Origin of the sequence: uncultured Pseudomonas sp. (assembly GCF_913774235.1) — a bacterium.
GTDB lineage: Bacteria > Pseudomonadota > Gammaproteobacteria > Pseudomonadales > Pseudomonadaceae > Chryseomonas.
In genome coordinates this window covers 313199-330141 of sequence record NZ_CAJYDW010000017.1, presented here as the reverse complement: position 1 = coordinate 330141, position 16943 = coordinate 313199, and the positions used below count along the sequence as shown (strand labels likewise).

The window sequence follows — 16943 nt, the reverse complement described above, 5'->3', positions numbered from 1 at the left end:
GCCACTAGGGATTTGATCCCCGCCCGTGGCCGGGCGGAGATCTTGGCTGTTACAGATGAGCCTCGGCGTATTCGGCGAGGACGGAACGCGGCACGCCCTGCAGGGTGATATGCACGCCGTGGTTGAAGCCCTTGAAACGCTCGGAGAGGTAGGTGAGGCCCGAGCTGGTGGCCGAGAGGTAGGGGGTGTCGATCTGCGCCAGGTTACCCAGGCAGATCACCTTGGAACCGCTGCCGGCACGGGTGATGATGGTTTTCATCTGGTGCGGGGTGAGGTTCTGGCATTCGTCGATGAGGATCAGGCTCTGCTGGAAGCTGCGACCGCGGATGTAGTTCAGGGATTTGAACTGCAGCGGCACCTTGCTCAGGATGTAGTCCACACTGCCGTGGGGGTTGTGATCATCCATGTGCAGGGCTTCGAGGTTATCGGTAATGGCACCCAACCAGGGCTCCATCTTCTCGGCTTCGGTGCCGGGCAGGAAGCCGATGTCCTCGTCCAGCCCTTGAACGCTACGGGTGGCGATGATCCGGCGATACCTCTTGGTGACCATGGTCTGTTCGATGGCCGCGGCCAGCGCCAGGATGGTCTTGCCCGAACCGGCGGCGCCGGTGAGGTTGACCAAGTGGATGTCCGGCTCCAGCAGGGCGAACAGCGCCAGCGCCTGATAGATGTCACGTGGCTTGAGGCCCCAGGCTTCCTGGTGCATCAAGGGTTCCTGATGCATATCGAGCAGGATCACCTCGCCGTCGCGCACCGCCTTGACCCAGCCGACGAAGCCCTGCTCGTCGAGCACGAAGTCGTTGACGTTGAAGGGCGGCAACTCGGCGGAGAGCTGGACGCGATGCCAGACCCGGCCCAGCTCCTGACGGCTTTCCACCTTGCTGACGTTGTCCCAGAAGGACCCAGGGATGTTGTGGTAGCCCTGGGAGAGCAGGGAAACGTCGTCGAGCAACTGATCGGTCTGGTAATCCTCCGCCGCGATGCCGCAACCCCGCGCCTTGAGGCGCATGTTGATGTCCTTGGTGACGAGGACGACCCGCTCCTGGGGATGCTGGGTACGCAGTTCGACGAGCTGGTTGATGATGCGGTTGTCGTTGATGTCGTCGGGCAGGCAGGCCATGGGACCAGCCCGGCGGCCCATGAGGATGGAGAGGCGCCCCTTGGCCTCGCCCTTGCCGCGGGGGATGGGTACGCCCCGCTCGACGTCCTCGGGCGAGGATTCGGCCAGGACACTGTCGATCAGGCGGATCGCCTGCCGGCACTCGGCAGCGACGTTGTGCTTGCCGGTCTTGAGCTTGTCGAGTTCCTCCAGGACCGTCATGGGAATGGCGACGTGGTGCTCCTCGAAATTGAGCAGAGCGTTCGGGTCGTGGATCAGTACGTTGGTGTCGAGCACATAGAGGGTGGGCTGGGTGGGGCGGGAACGTCCGTGATCATCCATACTCGGTCACCTCGTCAGAAACGCTTGACTCGCAAGCCAGTCGACGGAGCACCAGGCGGCGCTCCGCGGCGAAAGGTGCCGTCGCTCCAGCAACGGGTTCACGGACCGGCCAACATGAGGGCACGGGACCCGAGAGATGCGACGGACACTTCGGTAATAACGCAAAAGACCTTGGGCACAAAAGCTTTTTTTGTCCGCGCCCGGTTTTTTTCGCGGACCGGTATAGATCGTCGGTCAGGCGGGTAACGTCGTCGTAAACCTGCGGTCGATATCTATCGATGCCATCGGCAAGGCGTACTGGAGTAGCGCCTGGCCGGCCTCTAGAATGGCGCCTCGCCAAGAGGAGCCAAGCCGATGTTGATGGTGATTTCGCCGGCCAAGACGCTGGACTACGACACCCCGCCCCGCACGTCTCGTCATACCCTGCCGCAACACCTGGTGCATTCCCGCGAACTGATCGAGGGACTGCGTGCCCTGACTCCCGCGGATGTGGCCCAGCTCATGGGCGTGTCCGACAAGATCGCGGCCCTCAATGTCGCTCGCTTCGGCAGCTGGACACCCGAATTCACCCCGGAGAACGCCAAGCAGGCCATCCTGGCCTTCAAGGGCGACGTCTATACCGGCCTGGCCGCCGACGGCTTCGAGGAGGATGATTTCGACTTCGCCCAGCGCCACCTGCGCATGCTGTCCGGACTCTACGGCCTGTTGCGTCCGCTGGATCTGATGCAGCCCTACCGCCTGGAGATGGGCACCAAGTTCGCCAACGCTCGCGGCAAGGACCTCTACGCCTTCTGGGGCGAGCGCATCAGCGAATGGCTCAATGCGGACCTTGCCGCCCAGGGCGATGACGTCCTGCTCAACCTGGCGTCGAACGAGTACTTCAGCGCCGTGCGGCGCAAGCACCTGCGGGCCCGGGTGGTCGAGGTGGAGTTTCGCGATCTCAAGAACGGTGACTACAAGATCATCAGCTTCTACGCCAAGAAGGCCCGCGGCCTGATGGCGCGGCATGTCATCAAGGGGCGTATCACCCAGGTGGCTGACCTCCGCGACTTTGCCGAGCAGGGCTATGCCTTCTGCGCCGAGCGTTCCACGGCCGACAAGTTGATTTTTCTGCGTGATTCACCCGCGGAATAACTCGTAGAATCGACGGATGACCGCGCGAACCCTGTCTTGCGCCCCAGAACTGGTGAAGAGCTCACATTCGGTGATCCACTTCCGTGAAAGACTGTCATCTCCCTCCAATAAAAAGGTTTCAGCCGCGCAGCGGTGGAGTTCCGGATGAGAAAAGTTGCCGGACCTCTCAAAACCGTCGCCTTTCCGGAAAAAGGAAACTTCGCTGAGAACCACTTTCGTTTGATTCTGTCTTTGTCTGGTCCTTGCCAGCGGCCGTGATGGCCCTTGGCAATCAGTCCGCATAGTTCAAGTTGTACCGTCACGGTTTCCGGACGGTTGACCTTTCGAAGCACGGACGCTTCGTCCCGACCCTAGGGACAGCGGCCACAAATCAGCAGACGCTGAAGGAGTAACGCCCATGATTCCCGTCATCCTGTCCGGTGGTAGCGGCTCGCGACTCTGGCCCCTCTCGCGCAAGCTCTACCCCAAGCAGTTCCTGGCCCTGACCAGCGAACAGACCATGTTCCAGGAGACCATCAACCGCCTGGGCTGCGAGGGCAGCATCGATTGCCCGATCATCGTCTGCAACGCCGAACACCGCTACCTGGTGGAAGAGCAGCTCAAGGCCGTGGAGTGCAAACCCCAGGCGTTGATCATGGAGCCCTTCGGCCGTAACACCGCGCCAGCCGTGGCCATCGCCGCCATGCAACTGGTCGCTGACGGCAAGGACGACCTGATGCTGGTGCTGCCCGCCGATCACGTGATCGAGGACGAAGCCCAATTCAAGGCTGCCCTGCAACAGGCTGCCGCCGCCGCCGAGCGTGGCGAAATGGTGCTGTTCGGCATCCCTGCCACCGCGCCCGAGACCGGTTATGGCTATATCAAGACCGGCACCAACGACGGCCTGCCCGAGGGCGTGGCCCGCGTCGAGCGCTTCGTCGAGAAGCCCGATGCCATCACCGCCACCGAATACGTAGCTTCCGGCGACTACTGCTGGAACAGCGGCATCTTCCTGTTCCGCGCCAGCCGTTTCCTGGAAGAGCTGAAGAAGCACGACACCGATATCTACGACACCTGCCTGCTGGCGCTGGAGCGCAGCAGCATCGACGGCATCAACATCAGCATCGATGCCGCCACCTTCGCCGTCTGCCCGGACAACTCCATCGACTACGCCGTGATGGAAAAGACCACCCGCGCCTGCGTGGTGCCCATGAGCGCCGGTTGGAACGATGTCGGTTCCTGGTCCGCGCTGTGGGACGTCCATGCCAAGGACAGCAACGGCAACGTGCTCAAGGGCGACGTCGTCCTGCACGACAGCCGCAACTGCCTGGTGCACGGCAACGGCAAGCTGGTGACCCTGGTCGGCCTGGATGACGTGGTCGTGGTGGAAACCAAGGACGCCGTCATGATCGCCCACAAGGACAAGGTCCAGGACGTCAAGAAGCTGGTCAACGCCCTCGAGAAGCAGAACCGCAACGAGGTCAAGGCGCACCAGGAAGTCTTCCGTCCCTGGGGCTCCTACGACTCCATCGACATGGGCCAGCGCTTCCAGGTCAAGCGCATCACCGTCAAGCCGGGCGCCCAGCTGTCGCTGCAGATGCACCACCACCGTGCCGAACACTGGATCGTGGTGTCGGGTACCGCCGAGGTCACCTGTGACGACAAGGTCTTCCTGCTGACCGAAAACCAGTCCACCTACCTGCCGATGACCTCCGTGCACCGCCTGGCCAACCCCGGCAAGGTACCGCTGGAGCTGATCGAAGTGCAGTCTGGTGGTTACCTGGGCGAGGACGACATCGTCCGTTTCGAGGACATCTACGGCCGCGTCGACACCCAGGCCCTGGAAGTCGCCAAGGCGGGCAAGGCGTCCACGCGCTAAGCCTCGTCTAGAGCAACAAACAGACACCGGCCCAGGCCGGTGTCTGCGTTTTCGGCAGCCGCTCGGCAAAACCGGTTAGGCTTGTCGTTTCCCCTTTCGCCATCGGATTCCTCTGCATGACCGCCCCCACCCTGCTCCGCCTCGATCAACTGGACGAAGCCCTGGCCGGCTACGATGGCTTCATCCTCGACCTCTGGGGCGTGCTGATCGACGGCTACGAGACCTTCCCCGGCGCCCTGGCCTGGCTGGAACGCCGCGCGGCCGAGGGCAAGCCGGTGTGGTTCCTCAGCAACGCCTCGCGCGATGCCGAGGGTATGGCCGAAGAGCTGGTCAAGCTGGGCGTGCCCCGCCACCTCTTCGCTGGCGTGACGACCTCCGGTCAGTTGGCCATCGATGCCTTTCTCAAGGACCCCACATTCAGCCAGGGCGGTATCTATCTGTCCGGCCCCGGTACCGGCCAGGTAGGCTGGCCCGCGGTTATCCGCGAACGCTTCGTCGACGACATCGACCAAGCCGCCATCATCCTCGGCGTCGGCAGCTTCCCGGAAGACGAACTGGAAGCCCGCTTCGCGCCCCTGGCCGGCGCACTCGACAAGCCTTTTCTCTGTGCCAACCCGGATCGCAACGTGGTGTCCGGGGGTCTACCCTTCTACGCGGCCGGCAAGCTGGCCGATCGCTTCGCCGAGCTGGGCGGCGCGGTGACCTGGTATGGCAAGCCCGATCCCTATGCCTATCGCTGTGCGGCGCAGGAGCTGCGCGAGCGAGGCGCCAGCCGCTTGCTGTTCGTCGGTGACTCCCTGGTGACCGACGTTCCGGGCGCAGTCGCGGCGGAGATCGACTGCCTCTGGCTGGCCGCTACCGGCATCCACCGGGAAGCCCTGGGACTGGCATTCAACCAAGAGCCCAGCCGCGAGGGACTCGAAAGCCTGCTGAGCCAGCATCCCGAGCGTCCGCGCTTCGCCGCGGCTGGCCTGGCCTAATATTTTTTCCACACGCCGAGGTATCGATGAGCAAGAAGCACGTACTGGTCTTCAACCGCCTGCCCGACACGCTGGTGGAGCGCCTGCGCGAACACTTCACCGTCGAGGTGCTTCCCGCCAGCGCCAACCTCGACCTCTTCGCCGCAGCCGCGGCCAAGGCTCAGGGCCTGATCGGCGCCAGCCGCAAGCTGGGCGCGAAGGAACTGGCAATGGCCACTACCCTGGAAGCCATCGCCAGCGTCTCGGTGGGTTACGACAGCTATGACGTCGACTACCTGACTGAGCGCGGCATCCTGCTCACCAACACCCCGGACGTCCTTACCGACACCACCGCCGACCTCGGCTTCACCCTGCTGATGAGCGCCGCCCGGCGAGTGCCGGAGCTGGACGCCTTCGTCAAGGCGGGTCTCTGGCGCAAGGGCATCGGCGAAGAGCACTTCGGCACCGACATTCATGGCCGCACCCTGGGCATCGTCGGCGCCGGTCGCATCGGGGCGGCCATCGCCAAGCGTGGCCACTTCGGCTTCGACATGCCCATTCTCTATACCGCCAACAGCACCAAGCCCGAGCTGGAAGAGCAGATGGGCGCCCAACGCCGGGAACTGGATGACCTGCTCCGAGAAGCCGATTTCGTCTGCCTGGTGGTGCCCCTGTCGGCCGCCACCGAGAAGCTCATCGGCGAACGCGAGTTGGGGCTGATGAAGTCCAGTGCCATCCTGATCAACCTGGCGCGCGGTGCGGTGATCGACGAGCCGGCGCTGATCGAGGCGTTGCGTAGCCGCCAGATCCGCGGTGCGGGCCTGGACGTCTATACCCGCGAACCCCTGGAGGCCTCGCCGCTGTTCGAGCTGCCCAACGTGGTCACCCTGCCGCACATCGGCTCGGCCACCCACGAAACCCGCTACGCCATGGCCGAGCGGGCGGTAGACAATCTGATCGCGGCCCTCACCGGCGAGCGCCCGACAGACCTGGTCAATCCGGCAGCCCTCGAGCGCCGCTGAGCGCTGATCGCCCAGCGCCGACTGGAGTCGCTGCCGTCGGGCGCCTGAACGGGCTATACTGCCGCGCCGCTCTCGGGTCGGCCGCCCCGGCCGGGTGGGCCTCTCAGTGTGTCCAGGCCACCCCTCCGATCGGGCTCCCTCGCGGCCCGGTCCGTGCGACCCGAATTGCGCGCCCGCCTCGCCACCACCTGTGGCGAGGCGCAAGAAACCGCCAAGAGGAGCGCGTACATGACCGTGATCAAGCAGGATGATCTGATCCAGAGCGTCGCCGACGCCCTGCAGTTCATCTCCTATTACCACCCCGTCGACTTCATCCAGGCCATGCACGAGGCCTACCTGCGCGAAGAGTCCGCCGCCGCGCGCGATTCCATCGCCCAGATCCTGATCAACTCGCGGATGTGCGCCACCGGCCACCGGCCGATCTGCCAGGACACCGGTATCGTCACCGTCTTCGCCAAGGTCGGCATGGACGTGCGCTGGGACGGCGCCACCCTGAGCCTGGACGAGATGATCAACGAGGGCGTGCGCCGCGCCTACAACCTGCCGGAAAACGTCCTGCGCGCTTCGATCCTGGCCGACCCGGCCGGTGCCCGCAAGAACACCAAGGACAACACCCCGGCGGTGATCCACTACCAGATCGTCCCCGGCAACACCGTGGAGATCGATGTCGCGGCCAAGGGCGGCGGCTCCGAGAACAAGTCGAAGATGGCCATGCTCAACCCGTCCGACTCCATCGTCGACTGGGTGCTCAAGACCGTGCCGACCATGGGCGCCGGCTGGTGCCCGCCGGGCATGCTGGGCATCGGCATCGGCGGTACCGCCGAGAAGGCCGCGGTACTCGCCAAGGAATCGCTGATGGACGAGATCGACATCCATGAGCTGAAGGCCCGCGGCCCGCAGAATCGTCTGGAAGAGCTGCGCCTGGAGATCTTCGACAAGGTCAACCAGCTGGGCATCGGTGCCCAGGGCCTGGGCGGCCTGACCACGGTGCTGGACGTCAAGATCAAGGACTACCCGACCCACGCCGCCTCCCTGCCGGTATGCATGATCCCCAACTGCGCCGCCACCCGTCACGCCCACTTCGTGCTGGACGGCTCAGGCCCCGCCAGCCTGGAAGCCCCACCACTGGACGCCTACCCGGAAATCGTCTGGGAAGCCGGTCCGAGCGCGCGCCGCGTCGACCTCGACACCCTGACTCCGGAAGAAGTCCAGAGCTGGCAGCCGGGCGAGACCGTCCTGCTCAACGGCAAGATGCTCACTGGCCGCGACGCTGCCCACAAGCGCATGGTCGACATGCTCAACAAGGGCGAGCCGTTGCCGGTGGACCTCAAGGGCCGCTTCATCTATTACGTCGGCCCGGTCGATCCGGTGGGCGACGAAGTGGTCGGCCCGGCGGGCCCCACCACCGCCACCCGCATGGACAAGTTCACTCGCCAGATCCTCGACCAGACCGGCCTGCTGGGCATGATCGGCAAGTCCGAACGTGGCCCCATCGCCATCGAGGCGATCAAGGACCACAAGGCGGTCTACCTGATGGCCGTCGGCGGCGCCGCCTACCTGGTGGCCCAGGCCATCAAGGGCGCCAAGGTGCTGGCCTTCCCGGAACTCGGTATGGAAGCCATCTATGAGTTCGAGGTGAAGGACATGCCGGTGACCGTGGCGGTCGACACCCGTGGCGAGTCGGTGCACATCACCGGTCCGCAGGTGTGGCAGAAGAAGATCGCCGACAGCCTAGCCGTCGAGATCTAACACTGCGCCCTTGAAGAAGCCCAGCCCAGCGCTGGGCTTTTTTCATTCAGTGACCTGCGTTCAGTACCTGCCACTGCTCCGGCCAGTCACGGCGGATGAACACCTGGCCCTGGGTTCGCACCCGCCGCACCTCGTCCAGATCGAGGTCGGCATAGAGCCACTGGCTGAACTCGGGGCATAGTTCACTGCTCTGGGCGATCACCCCATCGGCCGGCATGCCCCGATCCGGTGGGACGAAGAGTCCGGCCCGCCCGACGTTCTCGTCCAGCGCCGGCGACCAGGGCGCCAACCCCACCGTCGGTGATTGCAGCACGGCGAGCTGGTTTTCCAGCGCTCGCGCCTGGGCGCCCACTCGCACCCGGTGGAAACCGGCGACGGTATCGGTACAGCTCGGCACCAAGATCAGATCCACCCCCGCGTCAGCCAGGTGCCGGGCCAACAGCGGGAATTCACTGTCGTAGCAGATCAGGATGCCGAGACGCCCCAGGGACGTGTCGAACACCCGCAAGCCTTCGCGGCCACCAGCGATGTTCCATTCCTCCCGCTCGAAGCGGGTCATCATCAGTTTGTCCTGGTAGCCCAGGCAGCCTTCCGGGCCGAACAGCCAGGCGCGGTTGCGGTACCGACCATCCGCATCGAGGACCGGAAGCGAGCCGGGTTGCAGGTAGAGCTGCAGCCGTCGCGCCAGCCCTTCGCAGAGTTCGCGCCAGGCAGGAATCAGCGGCTGGATACCGACGATGGAGCCCTGCAGATCGCCGCGTTCGGCCGAAGGCAACTGACCGCTGAGCACCAACCCGGCGTATTCGGGTAGCAGCAGCAGTTGGCTGCCTTCGGCGGCCGCCTCTTCGCAGAGTTCGCTCAGGTGCGCGGCATAGGCGTCCCAGGTCTCCAGTAGGTCGATGGCGTATTGGCAAGCGGCGAGGCGAATCATGGCAATTCCTTGAGCCAGAAGGTCAGGGGTTTGGGCGACTCGGTCGCCTCGTCGAGATCCTGCCACAGGTACTGGGTGGTCAACTCGGGATGCTCGACGAAGCCCTCGCGGTGCCAGAGGCCGTGCAGCGATCGGTAGTCCGATGGCCGGCGTGGATGGTCGTCCGGGCGCTGCACGGCGCAGAAGGCGCACCAGGCGAAACGCCCCAGCTGCCGTGCCCGCGCCTCGCGCTCGGCGAAGAAGCGCCGGCCCAGGCCACGGCCGCGATAGGCCGGTAGCAGCAGGGATTCGCCGAAATAGTAGAGCCGCTCCACCGGCCAACCGCCTTCACGGAAGGGCTGCTGGAACTCCACTGTTTCATCGGCCAGCGGCAGGGCGGTGGCGGCGCCCACTATCCGACCGGCGTCGCGGACCAGCACGCAGAGGCTGTCCGGTGCATTGGCATAGGTCTGCAGATAGCGGGACTCGTAGTCCAGGGTACCGTCGTAGAGATAGGGGTACTCGCGAAAGACAGTGATGCGCAGTTCGGCGAGTTCGGGAATCAGCGGGGCAATGGCGGTGCCATGCAGGCGTTGGATGTCCATGGACTCTCTCGGTTAAGCGGGAGACGCGAATGGCAATGTCGGGATCGTCCAGGCACCCTACCATGCGCCGGCGATCGCGCTTTTTCGCCAACGACAGGAGCCACCATGACCACGACCGACCTCATCGACGCCTACTACGCCGCCTTCAACGCCGGCGACATGGACATCTTCCTGGAGCTGCTCACCGAGGACGTCGTCCACGACATCAACCAGGGCGAGCGCCAGGTGGGCAAAGCCGCCTTCGCGGACTTCATGGCGCACATGAATCGCTGCTACCGCGAGCGCCTGACCGACCTGGTGGTGATGACCGAACCCAGTGGTCGACGGGCTGCCGCCGAATTCGTCATCCACGGCGAGTATCTGGTCAGCGATGAGGGCTTGCCCGAGGCCAGGGGCCAGACCTACGAACTGCCGGTGGGCGCCTTCTTCGAGATTCGCGACGGCAAGGTGGCGCGGGTGACCAACTACTACAACCTCGGCGACTGGATCGCCCAGGTCGACGGCTGACGCCCGTCAGCTGCCGGGAGCACAGGGCGCCGGTGGGGTGTCGCATGCAGACGTCCCCCGACCTCGGAGCCTCTCATGTCCCCCCTTCCCAGCGATTCCGTCTGCAGCCTGGCACCCGTCTTCGCCATCCAGCCCGATCAGCTCGAGGCCTTCAAGCGCCTGGGCGAGGCCATGCTGCAACGCACCCGTAACGAACCTGGCTGCCTCTACTACGGCTTCTGCTACGACGGTGCCACGGCGCGCTGCCGCGAGGGCTATCGCGATGCCCAGGCGCTGCTCGCGCATCTGGAGAACGTCGGCGATCTGCTGGAGCAGGCCCAGGCCATCGCCACCCTGGAGCGTTTCGAGGTGTTCGGCGCCGCGGACCAGTTGGAACTGCTGCGCGAGCCCCTGGCAGCGCTGAACGCCCGCTTCTTCGTCATGGCCGAAGGCTTCCGCCGCTAGGCTGGGCCGGTGGCTGCTGCGGCGCCAGCCGCGGCAGCAGTACCGCGAGGATACGCTTGCGGGTAGGTACCACCAGCCGCTCTTGGAACAGTACGCAAAGCACCACCACCAGCAGCAGGAACAGCCAGTACCACTCGATGGAGTTGGTGTAGGCGCCGGCCGCCGCGATGCAGGTCTGGTGCTGGCCCGCCAGACAGGCCTTGAGATCGCCGCCGATCAGTTGCTCCAGCGTCATATAGATGCCCGACAGGGGGACGTGCAGAGCGAACATCGACAAGGACGCCCCACCCAACCGTGGTGACCAGTGGCGAATGCGTTCGCTCGCCGGCTCCCGCGCCAGGGCCGCGAGGTACACCAGGATCAGCTGCGACGGCAGGAACAGGCCGTTGTGGAACAGGAAGTACCAGAACTTGGGCCCGTGGGTGAACAGCGCCGTCCCTACGGCGAAACTCAGGATCAGATAGCTCGCCAACAGCGTCCGCTGCCGCTCGGAGGGCGCCCAGCCGCTTTCGTGCTGCCGGCGGAAGATGGCGTACAGCAGGATGCCGGCGAGGAATTCCGGCAGACGCAACAGGGGTACCCGCTGCAGCAGCCCGGTGAAGGGCATGCCGTAGTTCTGGTGGATGATCACCAGCACCGGCGGGATCAGATAGAGCGCCCAGACCAGCAGCAACAGCTGCCAGGGCCGCTCGCTGGTCATCAGTCGCGGAGCCAGCTTGGGAAAGGTCAGGTAGAAGAAGAACAGCGCCGAGATCGACCAGAGCGGTGCGTTGAAGGTGAGGTAATAGGGATTCCAGGCCTGCAGCATGAACAGCTGCAGCACGGCGTTGAAGGCCAGCTCGCCGTTGGTCATGAAGTGCTGGAACAACTCGGGATTGGTCCGTGCCAGGGGTTCGTTGGTGTCGAACACCACGAAGCGCACACTGGCCGTGGCCGCACCCGGCGGAATGCCCAGGCTGCCGATCCAGGTCACCACCGCCATCGCCAGCAGCAAGGCGAAGATATGGATCGGATAGAGGTTGGCGAATCTCTTGATCCAGAAGCTGCGCGCCGGCTCGCGCAGGCTGCCGCGCCCACAGTAGACGTGGGCAAGCAGGAAGCCGGAGAGCACGAAGAAGGTGCTGGTGGCGAAGAAGCCCATGCTGGTGATTTCGTCCAGCAGGGGGACGGTCTTGCGCTCGGGATAGAAATGGATGGTGTGGTAGACGACCACATAGAAACCCATCAGGAACCTGAGCCACTCCAGACCGATGAAGCGGTGTTTATCTAAAGTCTGCACTAGAGCGTTACTCGTCTGGCCTCGTCCAAGGGACGATGGATCCGGCCAACCGCGCCGGACCGGTTATGTTACCCGCACCTGACACCCGGGGCTGCTAACCGCGCCCCAGTACTCCGATCACCAACCGATCCAGCGAGCCCCACAGCCACTCGCGGGCACGCAACCACCAGGGGCGACTGCGCCAGAAGTCGAGGGTGATCTCCCGGCTCTGGGCGAAATCCTTGACGAAGCTGGCCGCGACGGCCTGGCTCAGCCCCCTGTCTACGGCTTCGACATTGGCTTCCAGGTTGAATCTCAAATTCCAGTGATCGAAATTGCAGGAACCGACGCTCACCCAGTGATCCACCAGCACCATCTTGGCGTGGATGAAGCGGGGCTGGTATTCGTAGATACGCACTCCCGCGCGCAGCAGGCTGCGGTAGTAACGCTGTCCGGCGAAGCGCACCGGCGGATTGTCGGTGTGGCGACCGGTGAGCAGCAGGCGCACGTCGACGCCGCGGCGAGCGGCGCGACGCAGCGCCCAGCGCACGCGCCAGGTCGGCAGGAAATAGGGCGTGGCGAACCAGATCCGCTCGCGACCGCCCACCAGGGCGCGGATCAGCGCCTGCAGGATGTCGCGGTGCTGGCGGGCATCGGCATAGGCGACCCGGCCCTGCCCTTCCTGCCCCACGGGCGGCGGCGGTGGGCGTTCCCGCCCCCGGCTGGCTCGCGGTTTCCAGGCGCGGCGGCGGCGGACCGCCTCCCACTGGCGCTCGAACAGGGCCAGCCAGTCGTCCACCAGCGGGCCCTGGATACGGACCATGACCTCGTGCCAATTGCAGTCGCTCTGGTCCGGGTCCCAGAAGTCGTCGGTCGCACCGCTACCGCCGACGAAGGCCTCGTGGCCGTCGACGATGAAGATCTTGCGGTGATCCCGGTGCAGGTTGTGCAGGCCGTGCAGGAAGCGCACCGGATTGAACAGCCGGATCTCGGCGCCGGCCGCTTCCAGCTCGCGGCGCCGCTCGCCATCCATCTTCAGGGTGCCGAAACCATCGAACAGGCACCGCACCCTGACGCCGCGGCGAGCCGCCTCCGTCAGGGCCACGAGCAAACGCTCGGCGCAGCTGCCGGCTTCCACCAGATAGAGTTCGACGTCGATCTGGCGCTGGGCGCCAGCGATGGATTCGAGCATGGCCGGAAAGAACCGTCCGCCGTCCACCAGCAATTCGAACCTGTTGTTTTCCCGCCATGGAAAGACGGCGCCCCGCATGCTTCCTACTCCGTGCCGATGGCCACAGCATAAGAAGGCGCTGCCGCAGGTTCGTTCACTGGCATTCGGCGCCTGGCGGGGCAGCGTCCGAGCGCGAAAGGTCTAGTCCGGGGTACCCCGTCTGCCCGCGCCATCCGGCTGACGGACGGACAGCAAGGCGGTGCAGCCTTGCCTGCCTGGCCGGGCTAGAGCGTCGGCTCCGGCCGGCGCGCGGTCCAGTCCACCTGCTGCGGAAAGCGCCCGGTCACCTCGGCACTGAGCGGCCGGGAGACCAGGAAGCCCTGCATGATCTCGCAGCCGTGATCGATCAGCCAGTCGCGCTGCTCCAGGGTTTCCACCCCCTCGGCGATGACCTCGAGATCCAGGTTACGGCCCAGTTCGAGGATGGTGCTGACGATGGCCGCATCGCGGGAGGAATCCAGCATGTTGGCGATGAACAACTGGTCGATCTTCAGCGTATCCAGCTCGAAGTGGCGCAGGTAGGCCAGCGAGGAATAGCCGGTGCCGAAGTCGTCCACGGCGATGCGCACACCCAGGGCACGCAACTGCGACAGTTGGGCGCGGGTGTAGTCGATGTCGTGCATCAGCGCCGACTCGGTGACCTCGATTTCCATCTGCTCCGGACGCAGGCCGTGGGTCTCGATGATCTGGCGCAGGCTTTCCGCCAGTTGCGGCATGCCGAATTGCACCGGGCTCAGGTTGATGCTCAACAGCAGGTCATCGCCGTAGATTTCCTGCAGAGACTGCAACTTGGTCGCGCCTTCGCGGAAGATCCAGTCGCCGATCCGGTTGATCAGGCGCGTCTCCTCCAGCAGCGGGATGAAGACGCTGGGCGAGACCTTGCCGGCCACGGTGTGCTCCCAGCGCAGCAGCGCCTCGAAGCCACGCAGGCGACCGTCGCGCAGATAGACCTGCGGCTGGTAGGCGAGCACGAAGTCCTTGTTGTCGATGGCGTTGCGCACGCTTTCTTCGAGCATCAGCCGCGAGCGGGCACGGCCGTTCATCTCCGGCGAGAAGAAGCGATATTGCTGGCGCCCGCCGCGCTTCGCCTCGTACATGGCGATGTCGGCGGATCTCAGCAGGCCGTCGACGGTATGGCCGCAGTCGGGATAGCTGGCGATGCCGATGCTGGCGCCCAGGCTGACCTCCATGCCATCGATGCGATGCACCGTGGCCAGCAGCTCCAGCAGCTTTTCGGCGACCCGGGCGGCATCCTCGGGGTGCTCCAGGGAATCGAGCAGCGCGGTGAATTCATCGCCGCCCATGCGCGCCAGGATGTCATAGGGTCTCATGCAGCTCTTGAGCTGCTCGGCGACGATGCACAGCACTCGATCCCCGGCCTCGTGACCTAGGGAGTCGTTGATGCGCTTGAAGCCGTCGAGGTCGATATAGAGCACCGCCATGCGCTTGCCGTTGCGCCCGGTCCGCGCCAGCGCCGCTTCCAGTGTCTGGTTGAAGCCGCGGCGATTGAGCAGCCCGGTCAGGGCATCGGTGACCGCCTGGGATTCCAGCTGCTCCTGCAGCTCGCGCATGCGCGACATGTCCAGCGCGATGATCACCATGGCGCGCTGCATGCGCGGCAGCGGCGCGCAGGAGAGCGCCACCGGCAGGCTGTCGCCTCGGCTGGTACGCAGCCGGGCGTCGTGCAGGCGATAGGTCTCGCGGCGGTCGTAATGCTCCATGAAGGGCGACGTCTGCCAGTCGTCCAGACCGCTGCCACCTTCGAGGAAATCGAGGAAATTGGCGTGCACCAGGTCGCTGACGCTACACCTGAGCATCCGCGCGATGGCGGCGTTGGCGAAGGTCACCCGCCCCTGTTCGTTGACGGTGAGGATGCCCTCGGCGGCGTTGTCCAGCAGCGAGTCGCTGAAGGACTTGGCCAGCTCCAGCTGCTGGGTGGCTTGCAGCAGCTCGCGGCGATTGCGCTCGTGATCGAGCAGCGAGCGCACCTTGTGCCTGAGGATGTTGGGATCGACCGGCTTGAGCAGGTAGTCCACCGCGCCGGTGGCGTAGCCGCGCAGTACCGATTCGTAGGAGTGGGCTTCGGCGGAGACGAAGATGATCGGGGTGAAGCGGGTGCGCAGATTGCTGCGCATGATGCGCGCGACCTCGAAGCCGTCCATGATCGGCATCTGCACGTCGAGCAGCACCAGATCCACGGTTTCGTCCAACAGGTACTGCAGGGCGCGTTCACCCGAGGCCGCGGTGATCACCCGCCAGTTTCCCACCTCCAGCACGGCCTGCATGGCGAGCAGGTTCTCCAGGCGGTCGTCCACCACCAGTAATACCGGGCCTTGCTCTGTCTGCGGCAACGGGCACTCCATCAACCTCTTCTCCCCGCGGCCCTGGGCCGCCATGCAGCAGCCAAGGCGGCTGACTATCCCTTCCCGTCGTGATCGTTGTACGAAGTGTCTCTCCAACCTTACTAGGGTAGCAGCCAGACAGGCGTCTGCCCTCTGCCGATCGGCAGACGGGATCCTTCGCGACGTGTCTCAGAACGCAAAATGAAAAAGCAGTTTCAACCCCGACTGGCAAAGGGGCGGAAACTGCTGGTCAGGGACGACGGACGGTCGTTACTGGGCGGGGGTTCCGGTGGCACCCGGCAGGGCGCGCAGGTTGACCTCGACGCGGCGATTCTGCGCCCGGCCATCGGCGGTGGCGTTGCTGGCGATGGGATTGTCCGGGCCGGCGCCGCGGGTACTCAGGCGCGCCGCCGGGACGCCCTGAGCGGTCAGGTAGTTGGCCACGGCCTGGGCGCGGCGCTGCGACAGGTCCATGTTGTGCGCGCGACTGCCGGTGCTGTCGGTGTAGCCGACGATCTCGATGCTGTTCTGGTCGAATTGCTTGAAGGAATTGGCCAGATCGTTGAGCGGCTTGTAGAAGCTGCCAGCGATGTCCGCCGAGTCGGTGGCGAAGGTGATGTTGCCGGGCATGATCAGCTTGATGTCGTCACCCTGGCGCTGTACCTGAACGCCGGTGTTCTCCATCTGCTTGCGCAGCTCGGCTTCCTGGCGATCGGCATAGTAGCCATAGCCCGCGGCCGCGGCACCCACGGCGGCGGCACCGATCAGAGCACCCTTGCCGCGATGATTGTGATCGATGGCGGCGCCGGCAACCGCGCCGGCCAGCGCTCCAATACCGCCATACTTGGCGGTATTGGACATACCACCACCAGCCTGGCCCTGGTTTTCGTAGGGGTTGGGGGATGCGCATCCGGCCAGGGTGGCCACGGCCAGGCTGGCGAGAAGGATACGGGTGGGCAGCGCCATGTCTTTACTCCTTGAACGATCGCGGCGGACTGAGCCGCACCTTGAATTCTAGCCGTCCGATCTGAATCGCGACTGAACGAAGCGGCGACCCCGGACACCTCTGGCGATAGCGCGACTCTAAACAGGTGATAGGAAGAAACGAAGATAGATAGCTTGCATATCGATTTTTTGCGATCTAAGGTTCGTGGCAACCCGATATGACGATACCTCCGTGATGGACGACATCCTCAAGGCCCTGGCCAATCCCCTGCGTCGACAGATCCTCGGCTGGCTGCGCGAGCCCCGGCAGTATTTCCCGCACCAGGAGCACGACCTGGGTGTAGGTGTCTGCGCCGGGCAGATCGAGGCGCGGGCGGGTCTGTCGCAATCCACGGTGTCCGCGCACCTGGCGGTGTTGGCCCGGGCCGGCCTGGTCACTACACGGCGGGTCGGCCAATGGGTGTTCTACCAACGCGACGAGGCGGCCATCCAGGCCTTCCTGCAACACCTCGCTCGCGATCTCTAGTCTGTGCAAGGA

Annotated in this window: 15 protein-coding genes; 8 read left to right on the top strand and 7 right to left on the bottom strand. The window is 64.9% G+C overall.

What is annotated here, in order from left to right; translation table 11 throughout:
* Positions 1–49 precede the first annotated feature (49 nt).
* Positions 50–1441, bottom strand: coding sequence for a PhoH family protein (locus QZ471_RS18520; RefSeq protein WP_295466501.1), 1392 nt, complete (start codon positions 1439–1441; stop codon positions 50–52).
* Between the two features lie 354 nt (positions 1442–1795).
* Here QZ471_RS18520 and yaaA point away from each other — a divergent pair, with 354 nt between their 5' ends.
* From yaaA to QZ471_RS18495, 5 genes are all read left to right on the top strand, one after another.
* Positions 1796–2575, top strand: coding sequence for a peroxide stress protein YaaA (gene yaaA / locus QZ471_RS18515; RefSeq protein WP_295466499.1), 780 nt, complete (start codon positions 1796–1798; stop codon positions 2573–2575).
* A 397-nt stretch (positions 2576–2972) separates the two neighbouring features.
* On the top strand, positions 2973–4433 hold the full coding sequence (locus QZ471_RS18510; RefSeq protein ID WP_295466497.1) for a mannose-1-phosphate guanylyltransferase/mannose-6-phosphate isomerase: 1461 nt from the start codon (positions 2973–2975) through the stop codon (positions 4431–4433).
* A 116-nt stretch (positions 4434–4549) separates the two neighbouring features.
* The gene (locus QZ471_RS18505) at positions 4550–5413 is read left to right on the top strand and encodes a TIGR01459 family HAD-type hydrolase (RefSeq protein ID WP_295466494.1); all 864 of its coding nucleotides are present in this window, start codon (positions 4550–4552) and stop codon (positions 5411–5413) included.
* Positions 5414–5439: 26 nt separating this feature from the next.
* Positions 5440–6414 (top strand): D-glycerate dehydrogenase, encoded by a 975-nt coding sequence (locus QZ471_RS18500; protein WP_295466492.1) that lies wholly within the window; start codon positions 5440–5442, stop codon positions 6412–6414.
* 228 nt (positions 6415–6642) lie between these two features.
* Positions 6643–8163: a fumarate hydratase gene (locus QZ471_RS18495; RefSeq protein WP_027598481.1), complete on the top strand. Its 1521-nt coding sequence runs from the start codon at positions 6643–6645 to the stop codon at positions 8161–8163.
* Between the two features lie 46 nt (positions 8164–8209).
* Here the strand turns inward: QZ471_RS18495 and QZ471_RS18490 are convergent, their stop codons facing one another.
* The gene (locus QZ471_RS18490; protein WP_295466490.1) at positions 8210–9094 is read right to left on the bottom strand and encodes a carbon-nitrogen hydrolase family protein; all 885 of its coding nucleotides are present in this window, start codon (positions 9092–9094) and stop codon (positions 8210–8212) included.
* The gene (locus tag QZ471_RS18485) at positions 9091–9678 is read right to left on the bottom strand and encodes a GNAT family N-acetyltransferase (protein ID WP_295466488.1); all 588 of its coding nucleotides are present in this window, start codon (positions 9676–9678) and stop codon (positions 9091–9093) included. The genes QZ471_RS18490 and QZ471_RS18485 overlap by 4 nt, the downstream gene beginning before the upstream one ends.
* Positions 9679–9783: 105 nt before the next feature.
* Between QZ471_RS18485 and QZ471_RS18480 the strand changes: the two genes are divergently transcribed.
* Both QZ471_RS18480 and QZ471_RS18475 read left to right on the top strand, forming a co-directional pair.
* Positions 9784–10185: a ketosteroid isomerase-related protein gene (locus tag QZ471_RS18480; RefSeq protein WP_295466486.1), complete on the top strand. Its 402-nt coding sequence runs from the start codon at positions 9784–9786 to the stop codon at positions 10183–10185.
* 75 nt (positions 10186–10260) lie between these two features.
* Positions 10261–10629 (top strand): antibiotic biosynthesis monooxygenase, encoded by a 369-nt coding sequence (locus tag QZ471_RS18475; RefSeq protein ID WP_295466484.1) that lies wholly within the window; start codon positions 10261–10263, stop codon positions 10627–10629.
* On the opposite strand, the gene QZ471_RS18470 is transcribed toward QZ471_RS18475, so the two are convergent.
* From QZ471_RS18470 to QZ471_RS18455, 4 genes are all read right to left on the bottom strand, one after another.
* Positions 10604–11908: an acyltransferase gene (locus QZ471_RS18470; RefSeq protein ID WP_295466482.1), complete on the bottom strand. Its 1305-nt coding sequence runs from the start codon at positions 11906–11908 to the stop codon at positions 10604–10606. The genes QZ471_RS18475 and QZ471_RS18470 overlap by 26 nt on opposite strands.
* Before the next feature lie 94 nt (positions 11909–12002).
* Positions 12003–13157: a phosphatidylserine/phosphatidylglycerophosphate/cardiolipin synthase family protein gene (locus QZ471_RS18465; RefSeq protein WP_295466480.1), complete on the bottom strand. Its 1155-nt coding sequence runs from the start codon at positions 13155–13157 to the stop codon at positions 12003–12005.
* A gap of 185 nt (positions 13158–13342) precedes the next feature.
* Positions 13343–15481 carry an EAL domain-containing protein gene (locus QZ471_RS18460; protein ID WP_295466478.1) on the bottom strand — a complete coding sequence of 713 codons (2139 nt, stop codon included), beginning with the start codon at positions 15479–15481 and terminating at the stop codon, positions 13343–13345.
* Positions 15482–15730: 249 nt separating this feature from the next.
* On the bottom strand, positions 15731–16426 hold the full coding sequence (locus QZ471_RS18455) for an OmpA family protein (RefSeq protein WP_295466476.1): 696 nt from the start codon (positions 16424–16426) through the stop codon (positions 15731–15733).
* Between the two features lie 214 nt (positions 16427–16640).
* Between QZ471_RS18455 and QZ471_RS18450 the strand changes: the two genes are divergently transcribed.
* Positions 16641–16931, top strand: coding sequence for a metalloregulator ArsR/SmtB family transcription factor (locus QZ471_RS18450; protein ID WP_295466774.1), 291 nt, complete (start codon positions 16641–16643; stop codon positions 16929–16931).
* The last annotated feature ends 12 nt before the right edge of the window (positions 16932–16943 follow it).

What these genes read in the sequence shown, in the direction of transcription:
- QZ471_RS18465 (WP_295466480.1), bottom strand. Translation starts at nt 13,157, where the DNA reads ATGCGGGGCGCCGTCTTTCCATGGCGGGAAAACAACAGGTTCGAATTG.
- QZ471_RS18500 (WP_295466492.1), top strand. Translation starts at nt 5,440, where the DNA reads ATGAGCAAGAAGCACGTACTGGTCTTCAACCGCCTGCCCGACACGCTG.
- QZ471_RS18450 (WP_295466774.1), top strand. Translation starts at nt 16,641, where the DNA reads ATGGACGACATCCTCAAGGCCCTGGCCAATCCCCTGCGTCGACAGATC.
- QZ471_RS18485 (WP_295466488.1), bottom strand. Translation starts at nt 9,678, where the DNA reads ATGGACATCCAACGCCTGCATGGCACCGCCATTGCCCCGCTGATTCCC.
- yaaA (WP_295466499.1), top strand. Translation starts at nt 1,796, where the DNA reads ATGTTGATGGTGATTTCGCCGGCCAAGACGCTGGACTACGACACCCCG.
- QZ471_RS18495 (WP_027598481.1), top strand. Translation starts at nt 6,643, where the DNA reads ATGACCGTGATCAAGCAGGATGATCTGATCCAGAGCGTCGCCGACGCC.
- QZ471_RS18505 (WP_295466494.1), top strand. Translation starts at nt 4,550, where the DNA reads ATGACCGCCCCCACCCTGCTCCGCCTCGATCAACTGGACGAAGCCCTG.
- QZ471_RS18475 (WP_295466484.1), top strand. Translation starts at nt 10,261, where the DNA reads ATGTCCCCCCTTCCCAGCGATTCCGTCTGCAGCCTGGCACCCGTCTTC.
- QZ471_RS18460 (WP_295466478.1), bottom strand. Translation starts at nt 15,481, where the DNA reads ATGGAGTGCCCGTTGCCGCAGACAGAGCAAGGCCCGGTATTACTGGTG.
- QZ471_RS18510 (WP_295466497.1), top strand. Translation starts at nt 2,973, where the DNA reads ATGATTCCCGTCATCCTGTCCGGTGGTAGCGGCTCGCGACTCTGGCCC.
- QZ471_RS18455 (WP_295466476.1), bottom strand. Translation starts at nt 16,426, where the DNA reads ATGGCGCTGCCCACCCGTATCCTTCTCGCCAGCCTGGCCGTGGCCACC.
- QZ471_RS18520 (WP_295466501.1), bottom strand. Translation starts at nt 1,441, where the DNA reads ATGGATGATCACGGACGTTCCCGCCCCACCCAGCCCACCCTCTATGTG.
- QZ471_RS18490 (WP_295466490.1), bottom strand. Translation starts at nt 9,094, where the DNA reads ATGATTCGCCTCGCCGCTTGCCAATACGCCATCGACCTACTGGAGACC.
- QZ471_RS18480 (WP_295466486.1), top strand. Translation starts at nt 9,784, where the DNA reads ATGACCACGACCGACCTCATCGACGCCTACTACGCCGCCTTCAACGCC.